The sequence below is a fragment of the Sphingopyxis sp. H073 genome (assembly GCF_001468395.1).
In the GTDB taxonomy this organism is placed as follows: Bacteria; Pseudomonadota; Alphaproteobacteria; order Sphingomonadales; family Sphingomonadaceae; genus Sphingopyxis.
Genome location: NZ_LNSG01000009.1, coordinates 24133 through 48321 on the forward strand (window position 1 = coordinate 24133; position 24189 = coordinate 48321).

A 24189-nucleotide genomic window follows, 5' to 3' on the forward strand; every position below is an offset into this window, starting at 1 on the left:
GATCGATTTTCGTAGTTAATTTTTGATCATGACGTTAGACTTGCGGCGATATGCTATCAATCTGTTGATTTGCCGAAAGGGATCCAGACATGGCCGCGGGAAGTATTCCCGGAAGCGTACTTGCAACTAGCAGACAGGTGGGCGCAAGTCCTTGTACCCTGGCGAGCATCAACTCTATAGCATTTGTGATTTACAATGTAGAGCTAGGTATTGTCCCGATCATGTGGGCAAGTGTGCCCGCACCATAGGCCAGTATACCAGATTGATGGGGCGCCATTGTGAAAGAACTCAATGCGTAAAGTTAGGCTTTTCTGTACCTAAAGGTCCAAAACGAGAAACCGCGTCTCGCGATTGATCAGATAGTGTCGTTTGAAGCAGGCAACAAAAGTCTGCTTTTAGCGGATATGGTCCGGTGTGCCGGAATTACACTGCAGACTTTTTACTGATGGAGGTTACAATATTTGGGACGGGATTCCGACTGGGCCGCGCAGATTTAGGCAGGTTGATAGGGGGATCTGAGCCTTCAAAGGCCGGTTGAGAGTTCGGTCTGGACAAGGCAGCGATGCAGGATATATGGATAAATCCCTGCTAGCGCTCTGAGTGAGATAGTACCCTAAATCTTGTCTCGCATGGCTATAGAGAACGCAAAGCGTCCGGGGCATAGCTTTTCAGGAGCGGGTGTGCGGTGAGTAATGAAGCCGATCCTTCAAAATATCCCCTTTTTGTGCGTGTCTTTCACTGGGCCAATCTCGTTCTGTTTGTAATTTTGATGATGAGCGGTTTTCAGATATTTAATGTTCATCCCCGTCTGTATTTTGGCAACACCGGTAATCATCTCGAGCCTGCGGTATTTGAAGTTTCCGGCAATGACGATCCGCACCAGCCGCGCACGTGGATCGCGATTGGCGATCATCGCATCGACACTTTCGGCTTGATCGGGCGTCCGATGGACAATGTATTTTTCGGTCGCATGCATATCGTCTATCCAGGTTGGATGACGCTCGCCGATCCAGGCGACATGGGACATGCCCGCGGTTACCATTTTCTGGTGATCGTACCATTTATTATAAATTATCTGATTTATTTGTTGTTGGGAGTGGTTTCCGGCCATTTTCGGCGCAATGTCTTTCCGATCACCAAGGGCCGCTTCTGGGCCGACGTTTTGCACGAGACTGTTCGGCACGCCCGTCTGGGCAATTGGCGCGAGGGCGTGGTTCCATACAACAACATCTTGCAGAAGCTGGCCTATGGCTTGGTCGTTTTCGTGGCATTTCCGTTGATGATTTTGACAGGTCTCACAATGTCGCCAGCCTTTCTGGCGAAATGGCCTTGGTTACTCCATCTGTTTAACGGTCGTCAGACTGCACGGACAATACATTTCATCGTAGCCAACGCGCTATTATTATTCGTTGTTATTCACCTTTCGCAATTGTTGATTGCCGGACCGCTGGCGCTGACCCGTGCGATGATTACTGGCGTGCGTTGGCCTATCCGCCGGGGGCGAACATGACCGCGCATTTTTCTCGCCGCCGTTTTCTGGGACAAGGTCTTGCTATTGGCGCGGGAGGAATTGTGGCCGCGACTGCGCTTGACAGGATCTGGTCGGAGTCCGATCCGGAACTACTGCAGAAAATCCTCGATGCTGGGGAAGATCTCAATATCGGGATTGAGCGGCTGCTGCTACCCAAGCTCCCACGGGCGCCGGAATTTCCTGAAAGTGCAATATCGAGGCACTTTCCCTCACTGGGCGGCTATGGCGCCACTTACGTTGATAAGGATCTCGGCTTCGAACATATGGCCGCCAACGGTTTTCGAGATTGGAGTCTCGAAATCAATGGACTTGTTAACCGTCCAGCACGTTTTACTCTCGATGAGATATTCCGGATGCCGGCGATTTCCACCATCACGCTTCATGCCTGTGAGGAGGGATGGAGCGCAATCGGCAAGTGGACTGGCGTGCCGTTGTCTTGGTTGATGTTGAAGGTTGGTGTGCAGGCGCGTGCGCGCTTTGCTATCTTCCACGCAATGGACAGGATCGCTGGGAAATTTATGTTTGGTAGCCTCGACATTGCACGCTGCCTGCATCCGCAGACCTTGCTTGCATATCGGATTAATGATCAACTCCTACCGGTAGGTCATGGAGCACCATTACGATTGCGCAGCGCGCTGGACATCGGATACAAGCAGGTGAAGCACCTGAGCAGAATTTCCTTTGTGTCCTCACTTGAGGAAGTTGATGGCGGTAGAGGCGGACTTTTCGAAATCTACGGCTATCAGAACTACGGCGGATTTTAGGGATTTATTTCGCTTTGTTGACGCTCGCCTCTTTAATAAAGTCCCAAACTGTCGTTTGTTTTCCGCAAGGTCAGCAGCCCGTTTACCTTCTCGCAGTAGTACTTCCCTTTTTGTCCTGCTGATGATCGATTCCGGTATGATTGTAATAATGTAGCAAGTTTGAGATGACAGCGCGCGTCGACAGTCGTTTGATACGCCGCCGGTCTCGACGCAATCAAAGCGGAGCACATCCCCGTACTCAGAAAGGTATTTCGGAGCCCGGACTTCGCGATTTGCGCTTGACGCTAAAACTCGGACTAAATATATCCGCGTTATGGCGCACCTTACAGCTAGTGTCGAATACGGTATCCACTGCTTGCTCTGGCTGGTAGCCAAGGATGGCAAGCCCATTAGTTGTAGCGATCTAGCCGAACTCCAAGGGGTTTCGCCAAGTTTCCTCGCAAAAATTTTCCCGAAACTTGAAAAGGCCGGGATTGTTCGGGCCAGCGAAGGCGTGCGTGGTGGCTATCTGCTTGCACAGCCGGCCGACGAAATAAGCTTTCTCAACATTGTCGACGCGATTGAAGGCAAGAAGCCCCTTTTCGATTGTCAGGAAATTCGCGGCCGTTGTGCATTATTCGGTGGGCAATCGCCTGTTTGGGTATCCGCCGGAACCTGCGCGATCCATGCGGTCATGCTCCAGGCAGAACAAGCAATGCGCGAACGGCTCGCATCGCAATCGCTCGGCAGCGTACATCGACGTTTCATTCGCAAGGCGCCGGAGGACTTTGTCAGTGAAGTTGCTGGCTGGATCGAAGGTCGCCTCAAGGGGCGGGACAGCAAAGCCCGCAAGCTAACCCGCGACGCGCCGTCGTGAACGGTGTTTGTTCGTCGCGCTTACCGCAGCATGGATATTTGATTAGATCGCTACTGGGCTAACGCTCGCCTCCTCCAGAGAAGGTCTTAAGCCACACGTCCAATTACAAAAGCGGATGCCTTGCACCCGCTGGGTTGCATGGAAGGAGTATATTTGTGACCAAAAGGATCGTTATCGCCGGCTCTGGTTTCGCTGGACTTTGGGCATCGCTGTCGGCGTCGCGCGCCATTGCCCTTGCAAATAGGCAAGATGACGTCGAGGTGATGGTCGTATCACCGACTCCTGCGCTTGTGATCCGCCCGCGTCTCTATGAGGCAGCACTCGACGGCGTAAATCCAAGCGTTAGCAAATTGCTTGCGGTGATCGGTGTTCGACATTTGCCCGGTGTTGTCGAAACGATTGACGATGCCAAGCGGACTATCACAGTTGTGACCTCCAATGGAGGATTCCAGAAGATCGCCTATGAACGTTTTGTCTGTGCGACGGGTAGCCAGCTTTATCGACCCGCCATTCCTGGCCTTTCCGACTACGCCTTCGACACCGATCAACTTGAGAGCGCCGCAGCACTTGAGGTCCACTTGCGCTCGCTCGCTAGTCGCACCAGTAGCGCTGCCCGTAACACGGTAGTTATCGCAGGCGGCGGATCAACGGGTCTGGAAACCGCAACTGAGATGCCTATTCGCTTGCGGGCTATATTGGGTCGGGACGCCGCCTTTCGAGTTGTCTTGATCGACACAGCGGAACGGCCGGGTGGCTCTCTTGGGAATGAACTAACACCATATTTCGCCGAAGCTCTGGCCTTCGCTGGTGTCGAAGTGCGTAACGGTTTGCGTGTAGATACCATTGCCGAACATGCGGTCACTTTGTCGTCGGGCGAGAGGATCGAGACCGATACGCTCATCTGGGCGGGAGGAATGCGTGCCAATCCACTGGCGGCACAAATCCCGGGTGAGCATGATGAGTTGGGTCGGGTCATCGGTGACGCCTACCTCCGCGCGCCTTCAGCGAATGGCATTTTCGTCACAGGCGATACCGTGCGCGCGGCAACGGACGATCTCGGCAACGTTGCCGCAATGTCTTGCCAGCATGCGCTTAGCCTTGGGCGCGTGGCTGGGCACAATGCGGCTGCCGAAATTGTGGGACTTCCTCTACACCCATACAGCCAGAAGAAGTATGTGACGTGCATTGATCTGGGAGAATGGGGCGCTCTATACACCGAGGGCTGGGATCGCCAAGTCCGCCTCACCCGAGATGAAGCCAAGGCGCTAAAGCGGGATATCAACCGCGTCTGGATATATCCACCTGAGGCGGACCATGACACCGCCATTTCGATTGCCAATCCCGACTACATCATTGTGCCTTAGACGATGGGGAAACTTTCCCGAATATTTAGGAATATGCCAGTCGAATGGAATTGTTCGCGTTGGACCTGAATGTAAATTCGGTCTTGAAATTATCATTTTCTACCTCGAACGTCAGCGCTGTTCACGATCTCACGTTATCATCACAGCCCCATACCCCGGCCTCTGCCCAATGACCAGTCGACATGCCCGTCGCCGCGCATGACGCCGGAGATATGCCGCCCGATATTGCCATCAAGCGAGGGCGACCAGGGGACAAGCTGAAACCCCAACCCATCGTCTATCATCGCGAACCGCTCGGAGGAGAGGGTGATGCGCTGTCGGACGGTGCCAGCCACATAGTCACCGGATCGGGAAGGCTTGTGCGCAAGACCAAGCTCTGCCGCCAGCTTCTCTGCATGGGCGGTGACCTCGCGCTGCTGCAAGCCTTGCAACAGATTGCGCACAAAGACTATGCGCTGCCCCTGACGGCGGGCAAATCCGGCTTCGACCAGATGTCCGGCACGTGCCTCCATTGCTTGGGTGACCTCGGCCCCAAAGCCGATACCAGCGCGTTCCAATGCCTGCTGCGATACAAGCTGACGGTCGAGCCATGTGGCGCCGGGTGCCCCAATTTGCTGCGCCAGATTCATATCGGATCGCACCGCTAGGACGATGCGCGCACGGCCACGCCGATCCTCAAAATGGCGCAGCTCGACGATCGCTCCGCTGGGCGCGTCACCTGTCGCTTCGATGTTGGGGAATACGATATGATGGGTGCGCCCATCCATGCCGTCAATGATGGTATATGCGCTCCCCTTGAGCTCATCATGCAAACCGCGCTCGACCAGTCGTCCAATGATCGGTTTTCCCGGCTGGGCGTCGAGAACAAAGCGTTCGGTCGCGCGCTCGATGTGCCGTTCTTTAATCGCGCGATGCATGCGTTTGATGATGTCATTTCTTATCCCAAGATCGCGCAAAGTTGCTTCAGCATTCTCGTGGAGCGACCAGCACCCTGAGCCAAGCTGATCGGCAAGACCGAAACCTTCGAGTTTGCGCAGCCGCCCAATCTTTAACGCATGGATATCGAGGGGCTGCCCATCCGCCGCTGGAACCATATCGATGAACCCATCGCGTCTCATCGATCGGGCAAGGTCACGATCAAGATCGGTCCATCGTTCCGCTTCGACCTGCCGTTCCAATGCATGACGGATTTCCAGATCGGTGCGAAGACCCAGTTCCTGGGTAATCAGATTCAGGGCACGGGCGCGCATGCCGTTGCTGATATAGTCGCGGGCGATAACCAGATCGCGGCCATCTTCGGCAACGCCGCGCACGACAATATGGATGTGCGGATGCTGGGTATCCCAATGATCAGTGGCGGCCCAGTCGAGCGAGGTGCCGAGGTCCTTTTCCATCTGCCCCATCAGATTGCGGGTAAAACTTTTGAGGTCGGCCATCTCGACCGCGTCTTCAGGCGAGACAATGAACCGAAAATGGTGACGGTCATGCTCGCAGCGCGCCGCAAATTGGTTACGATCGACGTCGTCACCGCTCGGCCCAAACAACTCGCCGTGATCCTGATCGCGGCTGACCCCGTCGCGCTGGATGTAGGAGAGATGGGCAGCCAATGAACTGCGCCCATGATGGCGCACGACACGGGCCTTGACGACGGCTATGCGTGACCTGTTTGTCAGGCGATGGAGTGCACGGACACTGGCAACCCGGCCGCGCCCGAAGGTCGATCGTTTGGGGCTGGTGATCTTACCGACACGCGATATGCGCCCGCCTGCGCGTTGGGCCGCTTTGAGCACCTGGTTGATCGCCGGTTGATTGCGTTCGCCGCCAGAGGAACGGATGCGCCCAGGTTTCAGCCGAAAATCATCGTCCATCATGACAATTTCACCTACACATCGCGGCAATGGCGCATAGTTCCGTGAGATTTACTGGCCATCCACATCGCGCCCAAAATGCGCACCTTAAAATTCCCACGCAAAAAGCCTTGGGAAACAAGGCTCCGACCGGGCCAGGAGTGCATCGCACCTCGCAGCCTTTTATCTCGCCCTCCCAAATCCCACCCTAATTTCAAAACTTGCAAACCTCTCCACGGTCGCAAAATTTGCGCTGGCGTCTGATACCATGCGCCAGAGCCGCTCATGGGCGTTGGGAGCCGGAAAGCGGGACGAACAGGCCGGTTGAGGGGGCGTTCAAGAGCGTTCTCGTGGGCGGCGAGGGGGCAGCGGAAGTGGCGCCGATCTGCGGTTGGACTGCAACGTCTATTTTGCCTTCGGTGCTTGAATCCTGCGTTTCAAACTGCCGGGCAAACAGCGCGGCGCGTGTCCAGCGGGTGCGCGTGGCTGGTAACGGCGATGCGCTTGGCACGGCAGCGCTGCCGCCAATCATCGGCATCAGCTTTGCAATGTAAGCGATGGTTTCTGACGGCAAAGGACGACCGCGCAGGAGATAGTCTTCATAGCGTCCCGGCCCTGCATTATAGGCAGCGAGCATGCCGGTTTGCCCGTAGCGATCATGCATTTCGCGAAGATAGGCGGCACCCGCCATGATATTGTCTTTCACGTCATATGGATCGGTCCCGAGGTCATAGCGGTCGCGTATTAAGCCCCAAGTCGCTGGCATAAGTTGCATCAGTCCTATGGCGCCAGCCGACGATGTGGCGCGTATGCGGCCTGCGCTTTCGACGCGCATCACCGCCCAAATCCAGTGTTCTGGAATGCCGAACCGTTGCGCGGCGCGTGTGACATGGATATCGACCGATAGACCGGATTGCGTTGCGGCTGGAGATATTTGAGCCAACGCCGGAGGCGGCCCCAATAGTGTCAGTGCCGCGATTCCCCATGGCCATCGAAGGGCAGGGCGATACCTCGTTTTGACGGTCATGGCTTTGCGTCCGATACCAACGCGCGCACGAACAGTGGCCGCGCTTCGCCGATCATCCGGGCGACAGGCAAAGGGCCAAAATAGCGGCTATCGAGGCTGTCGGGGATGGACGCATTGAGCAGAAAGAGTTCGCCCGGATGGAGCCGCCTGCATCCGCTCCATTGGGGCATGGATCGGTCGTGACTGTCATGCAATTTGGCTATTGCAACGAACTTGCCATCGATCATGACACGGACGCCATGGCGGCAAACTTTCTGTCCCGCTTTGGCAGCGACATGCTTGAGCAGGGGAATGCCCAGCGGCACATAATGGCGCGTCGCTATCCAGCGTGCGAGCGTTTCGGGCGGCAGGATCGCCACCAGTTCTCCGACAGCCGGATCGTGGGCGGGATGGATCGCATAAAGTCCAACGGGCGCACTGGCGCTGGCATTCCACAGCAAGCGCGGTGCTGGATTTATGAGCGTGATGATGACGATGATGAGCACAGCAAAATAGCTCGTCAGCACATACGCAAGGCGGCTCATAGTCCTGCCTTCCGCCGCTTTTCCCAGGCGATATGGCGGTCCATCGTATAGATGCGCGGCTGCAGTCCCGCTGTTATGCGCTGGTGGACATGCCGCCAGTGATCGGGCGATGCGTCGCATGGATCGATGCCGGCGGCCTCGACCACATCGATCGCACGCAGCACCTGTCCGACCTTCGGCCAGCCCGACAGCTCAAGCAGGCTTTCACCGCCCGGATCAACGTCGGGGCAGGTTGTGAAGGGTTCGCTCGGGTTTACGGCGCGCAGGATATCGATCGCCGAAAAGATCGTGCCATAGTCGTTAGCATCCCAGCGAATGAGCGCAAAAACACTGTTCGGACGGAGATATTTGATGCTTTGCGACCGACTGATGATCTGCTCATTGACGACGCGGCCAAAGCGCAGCCAGTGCTCGCGCTTCTTCTCCACCCAGGTGACATGCACGCGCGTCAGAGCGTGCTGATGTCTGGTGGATGGGGTACCGGACGCCCGCATCATGGGACGACCGTCCGAAGAAGGCAGTGGCCTTGTCCGAAATTTCCGCATTGAGCAAAGCGAACGACAGTGTCGCGATGCTGGCCCCATGCGCCCGCTGCCGCGCCAAGCGTTAGCAAGAATCCGAAGGATTCTGTGTTAGCATTGTTAAGCGCTCTGGAACTCCAGCATTTATGCGGGTTTGAGGGCGATTTCGGTTCCTGATAGGACGAGCCTTGGGTTCCCGATAGGACGACTCCGCCGGTTCCTGATAGGACGAGCGTCATGACCGGTTATCCACAGCTTTTGCACGAGTGCGGGTGCCTATCCGCTGCAGCGCCAGATCGTAGAGATCCGGATTGGTTGCGACAAAGTTCAGCCGCTCATGACCGAAGCTGCGCTCGATGGCGAGGCGATATCCGGGAAGTGACTGGCGCGTGGCGATCGCGCGCAGCTCATAGGCGAAGCGTTTGAGCGGTGAGAGCGCGCCGGACTTGAGATGGAGATGCGCAACATCGAAGCTCCAACCACCGCTTTGCCTGCCGCCATGTTTGCGCACAATGCGGTAGAGCCAGCGCTCTAGCCCGCCGGTCAGCGCAAAATAAGCGCGGTCGATGGTGAGCACCAATGCCTGATCGATGACTGCGGCATAGAACCAGTCGGGCAGGATGAGTTCGATCCCCAACGGGCGGCCATCACTGTCGAGCCGCTCCTGCCATTCGTTGATCCAGGAAAAGCGATGACGGCGCCGCTGATGCTCCTGCCGCAGCGACGTAGCCACACTGGTCGATTGCAGCCGGTCCAATGCAGCTTTCAGCCGATCATAATTGTCACGACTGGTGCCGCGCCCGATGAACGTCAATATCTCGTGCGGGGTAGTGGCAATCAACCGCGAGGTCGCGCGGCCTTTGTCTCGCGCTTCGACGATCTGGCTTGCTGCCCAGATCAGGATGTCAGCATCCCATATGCTCGCCATGCCATGTTCGGGCGTGGCTTCGACCTGGATTGTGACATTCCCCATGCGGAAATCGATCGGCCGGATGCGCTTGGTCTTGGCGAGACTGAAGAAGGGCCAGGCCATCAGATCCTGCGCGTCACGCGGTGCGATATCGCCGGGGACAGAGCGGAACAGTTCCAGCTGCGTTCGGCTTGGTGGTGAAGAAAGATGCGCTTGCATGATGGTCACCGCCGCACCGGTGCTGGCGCGAGGCGCTTTGCCGGGTGCACGGTCCCGCTGCCGGGATCGGAGGTCGAACGGCGTGTTCCCAATGCTGCCCAGGCTTCGAGGTCGTCGATGGCATAGACAATCCGCCCGCCGAGTTTGCGGAACACGGGACCGGTGCCATAGCAACGATGCTTTTCGAGCGTGCGCGCCGAAAGGCCGAGATGGACGGCGGCATCGGGGGTTTTGAGGTACCGCGCCGTAGCTGCGGGGGTGAAATGATCCAATGGGTGTCTCCTGATAGGCGCTGCAAAGGGCAGCGAACAGGAGGGCAGGATCGGGGACAAGCGTGGTTGAAAGAATGGACGGTGTCAGGGGAGGACGATAGCGTCCCGATCCTGTGGCTCAGTCAGCGGGAATCACTCACCTCGCAACAGGCTCAAATAGCCGCCATAGATGAGCTTGCGCGCGTCGCTGAGCCAGCGCCCGATCTGGCGGCGCTGACGCGAGTCCGACCATAAGGCCGCGCCATAGGAGGCGACCCTGGCATCGATCAGCACAGCTGCCAGTTCGCGCGCACTCGCGCCGCTTGCACGCCCGTCCCAGGCGCGCAGCATGACGAGCAGGCGTTGCTGCTTAAGATGGGTGAGCAACAGCGGGGGCGGTCCGCAGGCGAGACCCGATATATGCCGCCGCAAGCGCTCCGTGGCAGCCAGGCGGACATGCAGATCGCGGTCGAGCGGGAGCTGGAGTCCGAGCGGCCCATCGTTGCCGCATGAAAGTGTGACCCGGATATCGCCCGCTGCATTGGCCAGTATCAGGTGTTGGATGTCACCGCATTGCAGACAATGATGCGGGAGACCGAGATTAGCTGGCGTGATGCTGTCATGTGGAGAGGGCGATGCGGGGGTATCGGTCAACTCCAGCGTCACCGGTGACAGTGCGGGCTGAACGTGGATGCGGCTCATATCGTGGGGGGCATTTGGGTCGACCGGGTAGGACAGTCCCCATGAGGCGATCAGCCAGGTGGTGACGTCGTCAGCGGTTGTGATCCCCGATTCGACATCGCCGAGCGCAGCGGCATATTCCGCCTGAAAATTCTCATTGCGTGCGAGATAGCGCATAGCAATTTCATGGCGCTGTAAAGCATGTGCGGGCGCGTCGACAGGCTCGCGCCAGTTTCTGGTCACGGACATAACAGTCTCGCTGATTATCGAGATTATAGCCTGCAGTATCCAGGGCAGGCGCGGAAGCACCGCCGTATTTGCGCGTGCTGTTGTGGGTACGTGAAAAGTAACTTTCCCTATTAACCGTTCCCGTTTTTCCTTCTCAAAAGTCGATCCGATACGGAGAGCTACGGAAACTGTTCAGAGCAGCTTGCGATAGCCAATTTGCGTCATCCAGCGCGCGCGGGCGAGATGACTGTCATGCATGTGCTTTGCGCGCGCGGTCTCCACTTCGGGATCGATCTCGAAGATCAATCTAACCACCTCTTTCCAATCGGCTTTTTCCGCATCGGCGTCGAGCAGGCGCCAATAGGCATCGTGATGGGCTTCGTCATAGGCGGTGATCGCATCGCCATCCGGCGGTGCGTCGAGGAATTGCGATTTGGCCATTATACTTGTCTGTCTTTCTGGCTTGCGACCGCGCTATCCTAGCATGATTCGTCACCAAAATGGAGCGATTGCAGCGCATTCTCGTTATCCGCTCATAGCTATAGCGAGGTCATACATTTGGGATAAGCTGTTTCTCGGCTATGTCGTTTCGCATCATGTGTTGGAAGGTCGGGCATCATCAAATTCCACGATGTAGAGAATACTCCGTGGTTGAATGCTCGACAAGACTTCTTTCTCCTCGTCATGGAGATACGCGATATCCTGGCGGACAATCTGAAGGCGACCCGCAAGCGCAAGGGTATGTCGCAAGAGGAGCTGGCGCATCAGGCCGAGATCGACCGCACCTATATCAGCGCGCTCGAGCGTTGCATCTATGGCGCGACCATCGATGTGGTCGATCGGCTGGCAAAGGTGTTGGGGGTAACTGCGGCGCAGCTTCTGACGGCGCGCGGCGAAACAGACGAAAAGCCCCGCCCGGCGAAGCCGGACGGGGCGTGATCCTTGCTCAGTCGGCGTTCGACTTGCGGGCACGCGACCAGATGAGGTTGTAGCTGCCGTCTTCGTCGTCGAACAGATTGGCGAAGATCGGGGCGGTGAAACTCGGATCATCGAGCTTGAGCGAGAGATAGTCGCGGCCTTCGCTCGAGCGCTTGGTCCAGGCGGCGCCGATTTCCGCGCGGCCGACAAAGACCCGGTGCGAGGGAGCGTTGTCATTGCCCTGCGTGTCTTCGGGAACGATGCGGACATTCTTGGTCTGCACGCTCATCGTGACGATTTCGCCCTGATAGTCATTGCCGGTTTTCTTGAAGGTGCCGATATTTGCCATGTGAAGTCTCCTTGGGTTGTTCGAACCCGCGCCCATCGCGGTCTCGATGGCAGGTCCAGGGCAGGAACACAGGACCGCCGCACCCCCCGGGCCGAAGCACAAGCGGAGGATGGCACGGCGCAGAGTTTCTTGGCTCGCGAGGAATGCGCCAGCAGGGGAAGAAACCCTGCAGCCTTGCCATTGCGGCAAGGGACGTGAGGCAAAGCCGGTTGCTGCCAGGGCAAGCCAGTTAAGAGACGGCATTGGGTCCCGGGAACAGAGCCAAGCAAGTTCAGGCAGATATCTCGCCCTCATTCACCCGAGTGATGAATATAGCGATCGGCGTGACGATTTTGGGGAAGCCGGACCAGATGACCCTGCCTGCGACACTTGGGGGGCATGTGCACCCTTGCTGGGGATCAAGGCTGGGTGAATGCCTCGGCCTGCGTTGACTGCTACATGAAGGCACACCTTCTCGTCCCGCTTGGTCCCGGCTTGCTCCACCTCTTCGAGTCCGTTGGCGCTTACGGACCAGATACGTTTGAGCTTGCGCCGCCGATCATGTTGACAGAGCCAGTCGGCCATTCCGGCTTGCCGGGCAGGGCTATGCCTGCCGCGCGTCGCCATAATATGGCACCCGGACCCAGGCGAGTGCGCCGAAGCCGAGTGCGGAGGCGCTGGCAAGGAGATACGCAATGCCATTCGGCTCAGCGAACAACGCCCAGAGGCCCAGCGCGGCATGATAGCCAGCAAAGGCCGCCGGTATCGCGAATAGGAGACCGATCGCTGCAAGTTGAGTGCGCGAGCGCGCAAGCCCAAGCGCGATGCGCGCGAGCAGCATCGTCAGCAGCGCGGCGCCGAGCCCCGCGGCAATCGAGGCGGCGATGCCATGGCCGGCAGCACTGGTCCACTGTCCAGCGGTGAGGCCAATGGCGACGGGTAGGGCATAGAGGATAAGGTTGAGCAACAGCAGTCCTATGAGGACAAGGGCTGTGATGGTAGCAATGGCGGCAAAGATCATGGGCGTCCTCCTTGACGACAGGGTCGTCGGACGCGCTCTCCTCCACCTCCACAGCGCAATATGTGTCGAGATTATAGCAAATGTCGCCCATCGCCGGAAGGCCAGATCGGCTCTCCGGCGACAGGAGTGGAACCGTTTCGGTTCAAAGTTCGAACGGATCATATTCGCAGATGATGCGCGATGCATCGCCATCATATTCGCGAGAGGGCATGACGCCGAAGGCATCGCCGGTTTCAAACAGGATGACACAGGCCATCAGGCTGCGGGCAAGGGTGAACGCGTGGTGCTGGGCGAGGGAAAGCGGCATATCCTTTAACTCCTGATACGGAGCGGGAGCCATTCCCGCTCGACAGGCGCGGCAAAAGGGCGGTTCGGCGCCTTCGATCACCAGGCAGGCGCAGCCGGACTGGCCGCATGCAAAGTATAGCGGACCCCTTGCGGGTTGATCGATTAAGGAGCCGAAGGGGCCAGGACACGCCTCAAAGAGCGGGATGGCGGACGCTTGTGGAGCAAGTTGAGCCAGGACTGTCCCGACGCTCCCGAAGCACTCCCACGTCCATTGCCTGCGAATGAGTTCGCGCCTAGGGGGACAGCATGACGAACGATGAACAGACTGCAGTCATTGCGAAGGTTCTCGCTAAGGCGCCGGCATGGGTACGCCATGACCTTGGCTCAATGGACAAGGCGGTGCGCACGCGCGCTGAGGATGCTTTGGCAGCGATGATCGCAGCGGCGCTTGTGGAGCAATTGGAAAAGAAAACGGCACTGTAATTTGACTCAGCCGACCAAATATCTCTTAAGGGCGCGGTTTGATATCTGCGTTTGCTAATCGTTACCGGAGCTTTCGTCATGGACAGGTTTGATGCGCGGCAGGCGGCCCTCGATCTTGTTACTGCCTTTGTGAACAACAACAACAGCCTCCAGGCGGCTGAATTGGCGCCATTACTGTCCAACGTCTATGCGGCGATCGCACGCTTCGAAGAGGACAAGGCGGAGAACGTGTCGCAGGCCGGAGGATCGCAGTCTCCGCCGGAGGCGCTGTCCTCCGTTCCGGAACCGGAACCCATCGTCGAACACGAGGACGGCAATCCTGCAGCGAAGGTTTCCATCGAGCGGTCCCTCAGTGATCCCAATTACATCATATCGATGATCACCGGTGAGAGGCTGAAGACATTGTCTCGCCATCTGCGGCGCCACGGGCTCGACGCGCAGCAATATCGCACGCGCTATAATCTGCCGGACGATTATCCGATGGTTGCGCCTGCTTACTCGGAATTCCGGCGGGACGTTGCGAAGAAGATGGCGCTGGGACGAAGCGGGCGAGCAAAGCCTGCCTCCGCCCTCGCCGCATCGACGCATACTCCCGTTTCTCTCCCGATGAACGATGTCCCAGCTGTTGTTGACGAAGCACCCTTGGCAGCGTCGGCTGTGACTGAACCCGCAAAAATCAAGTCCAGACGAGCTGGTCGGAATAGCGCGACAACAAAATCACGCAGGACTCGTAAGCCTGTTTCTGCCGAAACGCTTCGGGCGGCAGGGGGAGCCAATGGGCCTGACGTTGCATCCGAGGCGGAACCTATGGCCGCGACACCGTCAGCAGCTTTGATAGGGGCCATTCCCGTTCGTGCGAAGAAGCCCGGAAAGCCCATCGGCAGACAAAAGGGCAGGATCATTGCGCCAAAGTTGGATGACACTTCCGTTGCGCCAGGGAAGAATCGTCGCAACAAGCTCAAGCCCGTATTCGATGCCTGATGGCAGCGGTCACGCGGATGTCGCCGGCACGTTGATGCGCGATAACGGTGGCTTTGTACTGAGAGCGGATCGGGGAGTAAGCATCCGCCTGTTGCTGCATCGGGTGCCGGTCGATCTTGTCGAGAAGCGTGTGCAAGTCACAGGTCTCTGGATCGACGAGTATACGATCGAAGCCGATGGCGTTGCGCCCATTTGATATTGGTTGTTGGATTGCCGTAGCCGCTCAAGAGCTGACATTTCGAGGTCGAAATGCGGTTTTCGAAACCGGTCATACGTTCATGGCCCATTTGATGACTTCCTGGCCGTAAGGGCATGGCAGTTCTTGAACGAAAAGGCGGAAAACCGGAAGTTGCAGGCCGAGGTCGGGATAGTAGAATCAGGGGCCGAGAATGACTTGCCGGAACACGATTCCCACCTTGAAGCTACGATCCTCAGTCAGAAAGCGGTGGCTCTGCATAAGCTCGTACCGCGACATAAAGGGCAGCTTCTCCAGCGAGAAGTCGTCATCATCGTGGAGCACGCAAAACACGACTGAATAGTCCTTCTCGTTGAGGTCCGCTTTCTTCTCCGGGATCAACGCAAGGAAGCCGGGCTTGTCTTTCGCAGCATTGATGGGATCGACATCGGCACCGATCCATGCCGCCATCCCGGCGCGGCAGGCGGTATCTGTCGAAAAGGCATGGGCGTAGAATCTGCCTTGCGTGAAAAGGTGGCTGATGGATGCCGCGCCGGAGGAGTATCGTTTAACGTGAATGATCGACCGATCGGCATGCAGCAGGTCGCACACTTCGTATCGACGCTGCCCGGCGATCTCGAGCTTGGCCTTGTCAAGGAGATACAGGTTCGCACAATCTTCCGCCGCACGTCGGTTGAAAATCTCCTCGCGGTTCTCCTTCCGGTCGGCCTTGTAGATGTTGATCCCGTGCGGGAGGTAAGCGGGATCAAGAACGAGATCATGTTTGCCGAGATACTGTTCAACCGACGCCTTCAGTTCCTCGGACACCTCCCTCCACTGCCCCGACGAGAGAACAAATGCCCGCCCGTTCCATTCGACCTCGGCCACTAGACATCGATATGCATCCCAGCGCACGAAGGTTCGGCTGAGCTCGGGATTGTACTCGAATATCTTCCACCCTTTGATGCGAGTCTCGTCGAGGTCCTTCAGCCGCCGATGCTTGATGGCGATCAGGTCGGCGATGCGCAGATCGTCGAACGTTTCGATCTTTCCGTCGCCATCCTTCTCGACATAGGCAAACGAGCTGTCGTCGTCGGCGAGAAAGTCCGGCGGGGCGAGGTGAATGGCATTAAAATTCTTCGCTTCGATTGCCGCGCATAGCAGGCGGTTCAGCTCCGCTATGACGACCGGGTCGCTCTCGTGCCGGAGGATGTCGTACACCTTCAGGTCGGTCTTGGTGTAGTCGTCCGATCCATATCGCTCTTCGAGCTTCCGACAGAGCTGAGCAAGATAAGTCCAGGTTACTTCCTGATCCTTCGGGAACTTTATCAGAATGCTGTCCTTGCCGCGAAAGGAGTCGACCAGCTCTTTGTATTCCGTCTTCACATGGCCTGAGATCGTGCGAAGAAATTCGGACTCGGTGTTGATGCCGAACACCCCGAGGCTTGCCCCCGTGCTGGCCTGCCGCTCAGTCTGACGGCTGATCGCCTCATGGGCAGCAGTCTGAATCCGCCGGAGTTTTTCGGCATCGCAGATGTTCATTCCCACTTTGATGCCAAAGTCATAAACGATCTGCTCCCTGTCCAGATAGCTGTCCCCATGCTGGCCAAAGGCAGCTGCGTAGCACACATCTTTCGCGCCATCTTTGCCGATCACCCGCAGTGCCATTAGGGCGCGCGGATATTTGTTGAACGCCTCGTAGGTGTATTTTTTCTCGGCGAAGCCCGAGTTGAGAAAACGGAGCCATGGGATGTGCTCTTCAGTCTTCCGACCGCCGCCCGCGGGGTCGTATTTTATGTACCCCTCGAATTCATCGTTCGGCTCGATGTAGGTGTAGGTCGCCAGATCGCCCTTTAGAAAGTCCTGGAAACTCTTACCGTCCTTGATCCTGAAAAGCGTGATCCGCTTCATGTCCGACATTGAATCTGCCCCCGCGTAACCAGTGACGCTGCTTAGCTCACACCGCACTGTAAGTTCAAAAGCCTACTCCACAACAGCGGGGCTGATGGCACAAGAATAAGGTGATTAATTCGTTCAAAATGGCTCAAATAGATGCATCGCGTTGACGCCAGCGGTAGTGCGCCCTCTCTTTGGCCAAGACTACATCGGTTAATCACTAATTCGCAAAGCGAATATGAGCGTTAAGATAAGTTTGGCGAAGATTGGACAGCAAGACTGGAGCGCGTAGCTGCCGCTCCAAAAGGCAACGTTCACTCTGACATCTAAGGCTAGAACCATTCCTTTCGAGGTTCAAGCCCGCCCACAGTGCCGCTGGAGGTCTGCTTTCGTGTTTTCGCGGGGTGGCGCAACGCTGATGACATCAGTCCCCGCCAAAGCCGATCGGGTGGACGCCCTCGACGTTATTGATGTGCCAAGCTGGAGGTGCTGAACACCACTAGCCAAGCGACCGTTTACGCTTTCCAGCGCCGGCGACTGATGCCGGGATGTGGGAGGCTGGCACCTTTTTACTGGCAAGGTCATCTGCCATGATCGAGCTCGCAATTCCAAGGCGAAGCAAAGTCTCAGCCAAACGCTTTAGCGTGGTGTACGGCGCGCAGCTTCCTCCGTATGCTGCTTTGAAGATTTCCCAGTTCTCAACTATGGCTGCGGCCAGTGCTTGCTCATGGCCGGCTGGAACGGTCCTGAGCGCGACAACGCAATCGGACAGAACAGCTTCGCAGCTAGGCAGTCTAACGACCTTATCTTTCGAGGGGCGCCCTACGCGCGATATCAAGACCGCAGGTCCGTGCACGCGCCGACGTGTGGCGGAGGCCTTCCGTTTCGTTGGCGCTAGGCGGCCTTCCCTCATATCGGTCGTGTGAATGAAACGCGGTCCCGTCTTGGTTTCAACATAGTCGTGGACCGAGAGCGAGCCTCGGGACATCTCGACTGCATAAGGTCGTAGTGAAACTAGCAGCGGTTTTTCTCCCGCCGATTTATGTTTCCGCGATGATCGCGAGATGCGCAAGACAGTCACGGTGACGGAGTGGGACCGGAACGCATTCTTTCGAACGTCGCCGATTTGCTCGACACTACCCCAAGCGCGGATCGCGGCAATTAATTCCGCATCGCGTTCGCTCACGAGCACCGAAGCCGGGAGGATCGCAATTAACTCGCCGTTGACCGAGAGATATTTGAGGGCACGCGCGACAAAGGCCAGCGCCTTACTTGCTGAGTAGATTTTGCCCGCTGTTCCCCGTCAGCACCTATGGCACAGATTTGAGGTTGTAAATTAAGGAGGGTTTGGGCTTCGTCGTAGTGACGAAGGAACGAAGATGAAGCCCAAACCCTCTATGAAAAAGTCGCTGGTGAAGCCCACTGCTGAGCGGGTAATGAAGGACATCCGGCGGCATACCCGGCGCCATTTCTCGGCCGAGGACAAAATCCGCATTGTGCTCGACGGGCTGCGCGGCGAGGACAGCATTGCCGAGCTGTGCCGTAAGGAAGGCATCGCCCAGAGCCTGTACTACACCTGGTCAAAGGAGTTCATGGAAGCAGGCAAGCGCCGCCTGGCTGGCGACACGGCCCGCGGTGCGAGCACCGGCGAGGTGCAGGACCTGCGCCGCGAAGCCCGTGCCCTGAAGGAATGCGTGGCAGATCTGACGCTCGAAAACCGTCTGCTCAAAAAAAGCATGATCGCGGATGGGGACGACGGCGAATGAGGTATCCCGCATCCGAAAAGCTCGAGATCATCCGGATCGTCGAGCAGTCGCACCAGCCTGCCAACCGTACGCTGGACCAGCTCGGTATCGCGCGTCGGACGTTCTACCGTTGGTATGACCGCTATCTCGAGGGCGGGCCGGAGGCGCTGGAGGATCGGCCCTCGGCGCCAAGTCGGGTGTGGAACCGCATCGGCGATGACATCCAGAAGCAGATCATCGACATGGCGTTGGAAGGCGACGCGACCGACCTCAGTCCTCGCGAACTGGCGGTGCGGTTCACCGACGAGAAGCGCTACTTCGTGTCGGAAGCCACGGTTTACCGCCTGTTGAAGGCTCACGATCTGATCACCAGCCCGGCCTATGTCGTGATCAAAGCAGCCGATCAGTTCCACACCAAGACCACGCGGGTGAATGAGATGTGGCAAACCGACTTCACCTACTTCAAAATCATCGGATGGGGCTGGATGTACCTGTCGACTGTGCTCGACGACTTCTCGCGCTACATCATCGCCTGGAAGCTGTGCACCAACATGCGCGCCGAAGACGTAACCGACACGCTGGACATGGCGCTGGCAGCATCGGGTTGCGACAGCGCCACGGTACTGCACAAACCCAGACTGCTCAGTGATAACGGCCCCAGCTACATCGCGGGCGAACTGGCGGAATATATCGAGGCTCAGAAGATGAGCCACGTCCGCGGTGCCCCAATGCATCCGCAAACCCAGGGCAAGATCGAGCGCTGGCACCAGACTCTGAAAAACCGCATCCTGCTCGAAAACTACTTCCTGCCCGGCGACCTTGAGGCCCAGATCGAGGCGTTCGTCGAGCACTACAATCACCAGCGTTACCACGAAAGCCTGAACAATGTGACGCCCGCCGACGCTTACTTCGGCAGGGCCCCGGCCATCATAAAACAGCGCGAAAGGATCAAGCGAAAGACCATCGAATATCGGCGCTTGCAACACCGTAAGCTTGCCGCCTAAAACCCAACCCCTGACGAGGCCCACACTCCGCTAATCTACGCCGCGAGTTGTGCCAAATGTTCTGACGACGGACAGAGAGTGCTGCGCTTTCTCCATCCAAGATCGCGTACGCCAATTTTGAATGTGTAGTGTGGTCCACAATGCTTGATCAACGTGTTGAGGACGACTTGTTGATAATCGAGCAGGTTTTCGAATTCGTCGACGATGAAAAAGAGGCTCTTACCCAAAAATTGAGGCAGCTCGAGAACCGCTTGACAGAGGTCATCAATCGTTTGGCCCTGCAGCGACAGCGGTGGCAAAGCCGTTGGATCAAGATTGTTCAGGAAGGCCTCGAATCGGCGGCGTCCTCGATGAATGCTCTTGAGCAGTTGGGCCTGATCGTCGGCCACATCGAGGTAAAGAGAATCGGCGACATCCTGACACACTGACGTCGGCAGCGCCTCCCCAGCGGGCGCATGCTTGGCATGCCAGTTGAGGAACTCTACCACCTGACCGCAGAAGACCAGATTGAGGTAATGAGCGAAGACCCGCTCCCACTGCCGATCGGTAAGTTCATCGCCGCGAAATGCGGTGACTCGGTTCGTGTTCACCCTGTAATAGAAGCCGTAATAAGGCCATTGGCTGATCGTTGCGGCGCTGTGCTTTTCAAGCTCGAAGCGACCTTCATAAGAAAGGCATCGTAGCACCGTCGTTTTCCCCGTGCCTCGCCCGCCGACCAATACGCAAGGGCGTGGCGTCTCCAGCTCTGGGTAGTAAGCCGGCTTGGTAAAGAGCTTGAAGAGTGCGTCTTTGAGCCACTCGGCACGGTAGATACCAAACGGATCGGTGAGTGCGTCGTCTTCCAAGGATAGATCGTCAGTCATAGGCGTCGCACCAGCGGGGTCCAGCCGCTATTGTCGCTGAAGAAAAGCGGAAGGTTCGCGTCGGGAACAGAGTGCTGGAATGCGAGCGCCAGCCCCAGCTTGTGGAAGCCTCGCCAGTCCGCTTCGCTGCCATCGTCCTGATCATAGCCCAGTCGTCGGCAAACTCTCTCTACGAAAGCAATGCCATCAGCGCGGATCGGCTCAGGCCATAGCAACGAGTCGGGATTGGCAAGCGAATGTCGTTCAGGGATCACGTTACCTGCTGAGATTCTTAGTTGAGGAACATGGCGGTTTACCCTGCCACGTCCGTATTCCGTAGTCATAGCATTGCAGTAATAGAATGTGGCGCGAGGTGTTGCCGCTCGCGACGCAACAGCGAGAGATTCGAACGACGCCGAGCCGGAGGCGTGGCTGTAGGGCCTCCGCCATGTCTTCAGGAATTGCTCACCCGAGCCTACAAAATCATCGACGAAGACGACCGGCCCGGTAAAACCGTTCGCCAGTCTTTCAATCACCTCTCGCGGCTCGAAAAGCTGGCCCTGATTGATTCCCACGGCCTGTCGAGCCTTCCTTGCGAACAGCCAGCCGCTGTCGGACGGGTTCGGATCCTCTCCTTGGACGATAGTGATGAGAGCATTTCTGCAGAAATCTCGCCAGCGCGCCGACGCGTCTTCGAAACTTTCGAGATCGTCGGTCAGCAAGTTGGATAGGTTTTGAAACGCTGACCGAAATAGTTGATCAACCAAGTGATCAGCAAGGAACGTGAAGCGACTGAGTAATATTAAAGCGTAACCACGTTCGGCTTGAGGAAAATTTGCAAGCCATCCTTCGGGGTCAATCTTCGTCTGCTCCCAGGCCCCGAAATCGACCAGGCGACCGCAGGCCTCGAGCACATTAGCTTCATCGGGAAATATCTGTGTGGTGGTCATGTTTTCCGGAGTAACTCAAAAAGAAGATGTTGGCAGCAAGATATTGCGGGGCAGAATCGGCAGCGCAAGGCCGCCTCCGGCGGTACCTTTGCAATCGCAATCGTCATTGTCACCTTCCCATCAGGTTGTTCCGATCTCAATGTCTCAGCTTCCACGCATGCTGTCGGTCGAGGGTGCCGGCAAGGGGGCGAAGCACGCGATCGGCTGATCCATCATCTAACGGTATGAAATGATGAGGACGCGTTCCATTTACCTCCCACGCCAGATATACGAATAGCAACTTCTGGGCTCGTGCTAGGTTGGGCCAAGCGACCTACTTTTGGGGCGGTAGCTGACGGGCCGGCTCGCTGTCCGGGATGTCCGCTATCCTGATCTGCGCTCCTCAAGCAGACTAACCGGTCAGTCCAACCCAGCAGTCATTCCAAACTGCGCGAAATCTCGACAGTAACGTGGACGCTCAGCGACCAGAGCGAATATTATCGCATCATTTCGCTTTCTCCACCTTCCACACAATGATGCCCATCTTGCGGGCCTTGTCGACGAGGTTGGCATTTATACCATTCCCGGGGCAGGCGATCACAGCCTTGGGCAGGCTATCGAGCATCTGGTCGTTGCGGCGGAACGGGGCCGCCTTCTTGAACCGGTTCCAGTCGGGCCGGAAAGCGACATGGGTAATTTTGCGGGCTTTGGCCCAAAGCGCAGCGATATGTTCGCCACCGGTGGGGTTGCCGCCATGAAACAGGATCATGTCGGGATATTTGGCGTGAACCTTGTCGAGAATAGCCCAGATACGATTGTGGTTCTGATAATCCGGGCCTGAGGTGAACGCGATCTTCGTTCCTGTGGGGAGCAGCGGCTCAATTTCGGTCTTGCGCTTGGCGGCAAGAAAGTCTCGGCTGTCGATCATTGAGGCGGTCAGGGTTCGGTGGTTGACCAGCGATCCGCTGCGCGGTGTCCAGCTCTTGCGGAAGTGCGTTTCGAACTGGTCGGCGGCGGCGTCGCACATGTATTCTAGGGCATTGCGTCGTTCGATCAGCCCCGTTCCTTCGCGCAACAGGCGTTCGAGTTCGACTGAGCGGACTTCCGAGCCGTCCTGCTCGCGCTGGGATTGCTTCTGGGCGTTTTCATTGTCGTCAAGCTCTCGCTGCAACTGGGCACCGGCACGGTGAAACATATTGGTGAGCGACCAGCACAGATCTTCCAGATCAGGCTCCAACCTGGTGTCGATCATGGTGGAAATCAAAGCATCGAACATATCGGCGATAGCGCCGGCGACAAGGCGCTCTTCCGGCAAAGGCCGTGGATCGGCTTCATCGGAAAAGGGGCGATAGCCGTAGAGGGCCAGCTCATTGAGCAGATGGGATGTATGGGATGCCTGGTTGTCGCTGTCGTCAATGTCGCTCGCCATCATGATCTCCTGTGGTAAGGAGCCGCGCACCCCGCGCGGCCTTCTGGCGATCACTCTGGACGGATGGACGGGACAGGCACCGGCAAGCGCAGCGGTCCCGCGTCTGCGCAGGATGACGGCCGAAGCGTCAAGCGGAGGAGGGCGGCAAGGGCGCAATTTTGCTTCGCGATGCAAAGCCGGGCATGCCCGGCGGCGGAAAATAGCGCCCTTAAAGCCCTTGTCGGTTCCGGCCAGTCCGGCCCTCCCGATCGCCCTTGAAGAAGGCCGTGCTGCGCGCGCCTCTCCTCTAGGGAATATCTGGCAGTCGACAGAGCGAGGTTAGGCAAGGACTGCCCTGTATCGGCGCTACAGATATGCTTGCCTAATGAGGCTGCGGTCGACGTCGCAGAGTTGATCGCAAATATGAGCTGCAAGTGCATCAGCGCCACCGTCCTGCAGATCGTCGTTGAAATCCCCTCCTTTCGGGACCAACGGGATGACCTCGATATCGAGATGTCTCGCTCGCTCGGCGAGATTGGTGGTTGCCAGCCTGCCAGCATCGTCATTGTCCGTCGCAATATAGAGACGATGCAGCAGCGGCGGAAACAGGAAGGCGGCGAGATGAGCGGAGGATGTGGCGGCGGCCATCGGCATATCGGGCATGACTTCGTGCAGGGAGAGCAGTGTTTCGATGCCTTCGCCAACGATCATCACGTCGTGTGGCGTGCCAAAGCGGATTGCGTGCCCCAGCAACTGCCCCATCGAACGTCGTGGATCGGCGACTGGCGCCTTTGCCCGCGTAGCCGGATCAATCCATGTCCGGTGAACGCCGGTGCTGCTGCCGTCGAGATCGGTGACGATGCCAATCAGCGCTGGCCAGTTCTTGGCGGTGCCGAAACTCTCCTCTTTGGAGTGGCGATAATAGAGTCGGCGATGAGAGCGCAGCGCGTCGATGCCTTCGAGATGATGGATCGCGCGGGTGCGCAGATAGTCGGCCGCAATGCTGCCGACCAAGGGATCTGTGGCGCGAATAATACGTCTTACGGCAGCCTGCGAACCGCGGCGCCCCGGCGGACGACAGCGACGCGGGGTAACATCCGCTATGGTATCCGATGGCAGGCTCAAAAAGCGCCGGGCCTCTGCAAGCGTCTCGGCAAAAGTGCGACAGCCTTGAGTGACGGCAATGATATCGAGCAGATCGCCATGTTCGCCGGTCGCTGCATCGGTCCATTTGCCCGCTGGTCCGTTGTGCATATCGACAAGGCGAACATAAAGACTGCGGCCCGGTGTATTGCGCACATCGCCGACCAGCCAATAGCGGCCTTCGCGCCGTCCGTTTGAGAGATACTGGCGGCACACCGCCTCCGCCCGGGAACCAAGGCGCTGCGCGATATCTGAGGCGGAATGTTGGTCCATGGTCGCTCTTCACAATAAGGAGGGATGCGAGC

Annotated in this window: 25 protein-coding genes; 9 read left to right on the plus strand and 16 right to left on the minus strand. The window is 57.6% G+C overall.

Annotation, left to right across the window (positions count from 1 at the left end):
• Positions 1 to 685 precede the first annotated feature (685 nt).
• The 4 genes from ATE64_RS16210 to ATE64_RS16225 all read left to right on the plus strand — a co-directional run bounded on the left by ATE64_RS16210 (position 686) and on the right by ATE64_RS16225 (position 4515).
• Positions 686 to 1510, plus strand: coding sequence for a cytochrome b/b6 domain-containing protein (locus ATE64_RS16210; protein ID WP_058455755.1), 825 nt, complete (start codon positions 686 to 688; stop codon positions 1508 to 1510).
• On the plus strand, positions 1507 to 2295 hold the full coding sequence (locus ATE64_RS16215; RefSeq protein WP_082657756.1) for a molybdopterin-dependent oxidoreductase: 789 nt from the start codon (positions 1507 to 1509) through the stop codon (positions 2293 to 2295). The genes ATE64_RS16210 and ATE64_RS16215 overlap by 4 nt, the downstream gene beginning before the upstream one ends.
• Positions 2296 to 2608: 313 nt before the next feature.
• On the plus strand, positions 2609 to 3151 hold the full coding sequence (locus ATE64_RS16220; RefSeq protein WP_058455757.1) for an Rrf2 family transcriptional regulator: 543 nt from the start codon (positions 2609 to 2611) through the stop codon (positions 3149 to 3151).
• Positions 3152 to 3306: 155 nt separating this feature from the next.
• On the plus strand, positions 3307 to 4515 hold the full coding sequence (locus ATE64_RS16225) for an FAD-dependent oxidoreductase (RefSeq protein ID WP_058455758.1): 1209 nt from the start codon (positions 3307 to 3309) through the stop codon (positions 4513 to 4515).
• 140 nt (positions 4516 to 4655) lie between these two features.
• Here the strand turns inward: ATE64_RS16225 and ATE64_RS21270 are convergent, their stop codons facing one another.
• The 8 genes from ATE64_RS21270 to ATE64_RS16270 all read right to left on the minus strand — a co-directional run bounded on the left by ATE64_RS21270 (position 4656) and on the right by ATE64_RS16270 (position 11164).
• A complete protein-coding gene (locus ATE64_RS21270) occupies positions 4656 to 6386 on the minus strand; it encodes a VirD2 family relaxase/mobilization nuclease (protein ID WP_058455759.1) in 1731 nt (576 codons plus the stop codon).
• A 259-nt stretch (positions 6387 to 6645) separates the two neighbouring features.
• The gene (locus ATE64_RS21275) at positions 6646 to 7389 is read right to left on the minus strand and encodes a lytic transglycosylase domain-containing protein (RefSeq protein ID WP_082657757.1); all 744 of its coding nucleotides are present in this window, start codon (positions 7387 to 7389) and stop codon (positions 6646 to 6648) included.
• Positions 7386 to 7895 carry a S26 family signal peptidase gene (locus tag ATE64_RS16245; RefSeq protein WP_231729141.1) on the minus strand — a complete coding sequence of 170 codons (510 nt, stop codon included), beginning with the start codon at positions 7893 to 7895 and terminating at the stop codon, positions 7386 to 7388. Before ATE64_RS16245 ends, ATE64_RS21275 begins: the two co-directional genes overlap by 4 nt.
• Positions 7896 to 7909: 14 nt before the next feature.
• Positions 7910 to 8356, minus strand: a complete 447-nt coding sequence (locus ATE64_RS16250) for a DUF2840 domain-containing protein (RefSeq protein WP_231729142.1) — start codon at positions 8354 to 8356, stop codon at positions 7910 to 7912.
• Between the two features lie 313 nt (positions 8357 to 8669).
• On the minus strand, positions 8670 to 9563 hold the full coding sequence (locus ATE64_RS16255) for a replication initiator protein A (RefSeq protein ID WP_058455901.1): 894 nt from the start codon (positions 9561 to 9563) through the stop codon (positions 8670 to 8672).
• A gap of 5 nt (positions 9564 to 9568) precedes the next feature.
• Positions 9569 to 9835, minus strand: coding sequence for a helix-turn-helix domain-containing protein (locus ATE64_RS16260; RefSeq protein ID WP_058455762.1), 267 nt, complete (start codon positions 9833 to 9835; stop codon positions 9569 to 9571).
• A gap of 132 nt (positions 9836 to 9967) precedes the next feature.
• A complete protein-coding gene (locus tag ATE64_RS16265; RefSeq protein ID WP_082657758.1) occupies positions 9968 to 10744 on the minus strand; it encodes a DUF2285 domain-containing protein in 777 nt (258 codons plus the stop codon).
• A gap of 171 nt (positions 10745 to 10915) precedes the next feature.
• Positions 10916 to 11164 carry a hypothetical protein gene (locus tag ATE64_RS16270; protein WP_058455764.1) on the minus strand — a complete coding sequence of 83 codons (249 nt, stop codon included), beginning with the start codon at positions 11162 to 11164 and terminating at the stop codon, positions 10916 to 10918.
• A 210-nt stretch (positions 11165 to 11374) separates the two neighbouring features.
• Between ATE64_RS16270 and ATE64_RS16275 the strand changes: the two genes are divergently transcribed.
• On the plus strand, positions 11375 to 11662 hold the full coding sequence (locus tag ATE64_RS16275; RefSeq protein ID WP_231729143.1) for a helix-turn-helix transcriptional regulator: 288 nt from the start codon (positions 11375 to 11377) through the stop codon (positions 11660 to 11662).
• A gap of 7 nt (positions 11663 to 11669) precedes the next feature.
• Here ATE64_RS16275 and ATE64_RS16280 read toward each other — a convergent pair whose 3' ends face one another.
• The 3 genes from ATE64_RS16280 to ATE64_RS21765 all read right to left on the minus strand — a co-directional run bounded on the left by ATE64_RS16280 (position 11670) and on the right by ATE64_RS21765 (position 13378).
• Positions 11670 to 11990 carry a DUF736 domain-containing protein gene (locus tag ATE64_RS16280; protein ID WP_058455766.1) on the minus strand — a complete coding sequence of 107 codons (321 nt, stop codon included), beginning with the start codon at positions 11988 to 11990 and terminating at the stop codon, positions 11670 to 11672.
• 583 nt (positions 11991 to 12573) lie between these two features.
• Positions 12574 to 12990, minus strand: coding sequence for a hypothetical protein (locus ATE64_RS16285; RefSeq protein WP_058455767.1), 417 nt, complete (start codon positions 12988 to 12990; stop codon positions 12574 to 12576).
• Positions 12991 to 13132: 142 nt separating this feature from the next.
• A complete protein-coding gene (locus tag ATE64_RS21765; RefSeq protein WP_156416585.1) occupies positions 13133 to 13378 on the minus strand; it encodes a hypothetical protein in 246 nt (81 codons plus the stop codon).
• A 206-nt stretch (positions 13379 to 13584) separates the two neighbouring features.
• Here ATE64_RS21765 and ATE64_RS22045 point away from each other — a divergent pair, with 206 nt between their 5' ends.
• From ATE64_RS22045 to ATE64_RS16295, 3 genes are all read left to right on the plus strand, one after another.
• Positions 13585 to 13761: a DUF6771 family protein gene (locus ATE64_RS22045; protein WP_167541777.1), complete on the plus strand. Its 177-nt coding sequence runs from the start codon at positions 13585 to 13587 to the stop codon at positions 13759 to 13761.
• A 78-nt stretch (positions 13762 to 13839) separates the two neighbouring features.
• Positions 13840 to 14742 (plus strand): MucR family transcriptional regulator, encoded by a 903-nt coding sequence (locus ATE64_RS16290; RefSeq protein WP_058455768.1) that lies wholly within the window; start codon positions 13840 to 13842, stop codon positions 14740 to 14742.
• Complete coding sequence (locus ATE64_RS16295) at positions 14735 to 14938, plus strand: DUF5818 domain-containing protein (RefSeq protein WP_058455769.1); 204 nt, start codon at positions 14735 to 14737, stop codon at positions 14936 to 14938. Before ATE64_RS16290 ends, ATE64_RS16295 begins: the two co-directional genes overlap by 8 nt.
• Positions 14939 to 15118: 180 nt before the next feature.
• Here the strand turns inward: ATE64_RS16295 and ATE64_RS16300 are convergent, their stop codons facing one another.
• Positions 15119 to 16837 carry a DUF6119 family protein gene (locus ATE64_RS16300; RefSeq protein WP_058455770.1) on the minus strand — a complete coding sequence of 573 codons (1719 nt, stop codon included), beginning with the start codon at positions 16835 to 16837 and terminating at the stop codon, positions 15119 to 15121.
• A gap of 1355 nt (positions 16838 to 18192) precedes the next feature.
• Here ATE64_RS16300 and ATE64_RS16310 point away from each other — a divergent pair.
• Positions 18193 to 19562 (plus strand): IS3 family transposase gene (locus ATE64_RS16310; protein WP_156416586.1). Its coding sequence is split into 2 segments (ribosomal slippage): positions 18193 to 18541 and positions 18541 to 19562, totalling 1371 coding nucleotides; the frame shifts between segments, so codons are not numbered across the junction.
• Positions 19563 to 19597: 35 nt separating this feature from the next.
• Here the strand turns inward: ATE64_RS16310 and ATE64_RS21770 are convergent.
• The 4 genes from ATE64_RS21770 to ATE64_RS16330 all read right to left on the minus strand — a co-directional run bounded on the left by ATE64_RS21770 (position 19598) and on the right by ATE64_RS16330 (position 24157).
• Complete coding sequence (locus ATE64_RS21770) at positions 19598 to 20425, minus strand: hypothetical protein (RefSeq protein ID WP_156416587.1); 828 nt, start codon at positions 20423 to 20425, stop codon at positions 19598 to 19600.
• Positions 20422 to 21354, minus strand: coding sequence for a hypothetical protein (locus ATE64_RS16320; protein WP_058455774.1), 933 nt, complete (start codon positions 21352 to 21354; stop codon positions 20422 to 20424). Before ATE64_RS16320 ends, ATE64_RS21770 begins: the two co-directional genes overlap by 4 nt.
• A 484-nt stretch (positions 21355 to 21838) precedes the next feature.
• The gene (locus ATE64_RS16325; protein ID WP_058455775.1) at positions 21839 to 22762 is read right to left on the minus strand and encodes a DUF2493 domain-containing protein; all 924 of its coding nucleotides are present in this window, start codon (positions 22760 to 22762) and stop codon (positions 21839 to 21841) included.
• A gap of 345 nt (positions 22763 to 23107) precedes the next feature.
• Positions 23108 to 24157 (minus strand): toprim domain-containing protein, encoded by a 1050-nt coding sequence (locus ATE64_RS16330; RefSeq protein ID WP_058455776.1) that lies wholly within the window; start codon positions 24155 to 24157, stop codon positions 23108 to 23110.
• Positions 24158 to 24189: the final 32 nt, after the last annotated feature.

Bases quoted from the DNA above. Each gene is read 5' to 3' on its own strand.
- ATE64_RS16330 (WP_058455776.1), bottom strand. From the start codon at position 24,157: ATGGACCAACATTCCGCCTCAGATATCGCGCAGCGCCTTGGTTCCCGG.
- ATE64_RS16325 (WP_058455775.1), bottom strand. From the start codon at position 22,762: ATGGCGAGCGACATTGACGACAGCGACAACCAGGCATCCCATACATCC.
- ATE64_RS21770 (WP_156416587.1), bottom strand. From the start codon at position 20,425: ATGACTGACGATCTATCCTTGGAAGACGACGCACTCACCGATCCGTTT.
- ATE64_RS22045 (WP_167541777.1), top strand. From the start codon at position 13,585: ATGACGAACGATGAACAGACTGCAGTCATTGCGAAGGTTCTCGCTAAG.
- ATE64_RS16320 (WP_058455774.1), bottom strand. From the start codon at position 21,354: ATGACCACCACACAGATATTTCCCGATGAAGCTAATGTGCTCGAGGCC.
- ATE64_RS16220 (WP_058455757.1), top strand. From the start codon at position 2,609: ATGGCGCACCTTACAGCTAGTGTCGAATACGGTATCCACTGCTTGCTC.
- ATE64_RS16265 (WP_082657758.1), bottom strand. From the start codon at position 10,744: ATGTCCGTGACCAGAAACTGGCGCGAGCCTGTCGACGCGCCCGCACAT.
- ATE64_RS16215 (WP_082657756.1), top strand. From the start codon at position 1,507: ATGACCGCGCATTTTTCTCGCCGCCGTTTTCTGGGACAAGGTCTTGCT.
- ATE64_RS21275 (WP_082657757.1), bottom strand. From the start codon at position 7,389: ATGACCGTCAAAACGAGGTATCGCCCTGCCCTTCGATGGCCATGGGGA.
- ATE64_RS16285 (WP_058455767.1), bottom strand. From the start codon at position 12,990: ATGATCTTTGCCGCCATTGCTACCATCACAGCCCTTGTCCTCATAGGA.
- ATE64_RS16290 (WP_058455768.1), top strand. From the start codon at position 13,840: ATGGACAGGTTTGATGCGCGGCAGGCGGCCCTCGATCTTGTTACTGCC.
- ATE64_RS16300 (WP_058455770.1), bottom strand. From the start codon at position 16,837: ATGTCGGACATGAAGCGGATCACGCTTTTCAGGATCAAGGACGGTAAG.
- ATE64_RS16280 (WP_058455766.1), bottom strand. From the start codon at position 11,990: ATGGCAAATATCGGCACCTTCAAGAAAACCGGCAATGACTATCAGGGC.
- ATE64_RS16270 (WP_058455764.1), bottom strand. From the start codon at position 11,164: ATGGCCAAATCGCAATTCCTCGACGCACCGCCGGATGGCGATGCGATC.
- ATE64_RS16255 (WP_058455901.1), bottom strand. From the start codon at position 9,563: ATGCAAGCGCATCTTTCTTCACCACCAAGCCGAACGCAGCTGGAACTG.
- ATE64_RS16295 (WP_058455769.1), top strand. From the start codon at position 14,735: ATGCCTGATGGCAGCGGTCACGCGGATGTCGCCGGCACGTTGATGCGC.
- ATE64_RS21270 (WP_058455759.1), bottom strand. From the start codon at position 6,386: ATGATGGACGATGATTTTCGGCTGAAACCTGGGCGCATCCGTTCCTCT.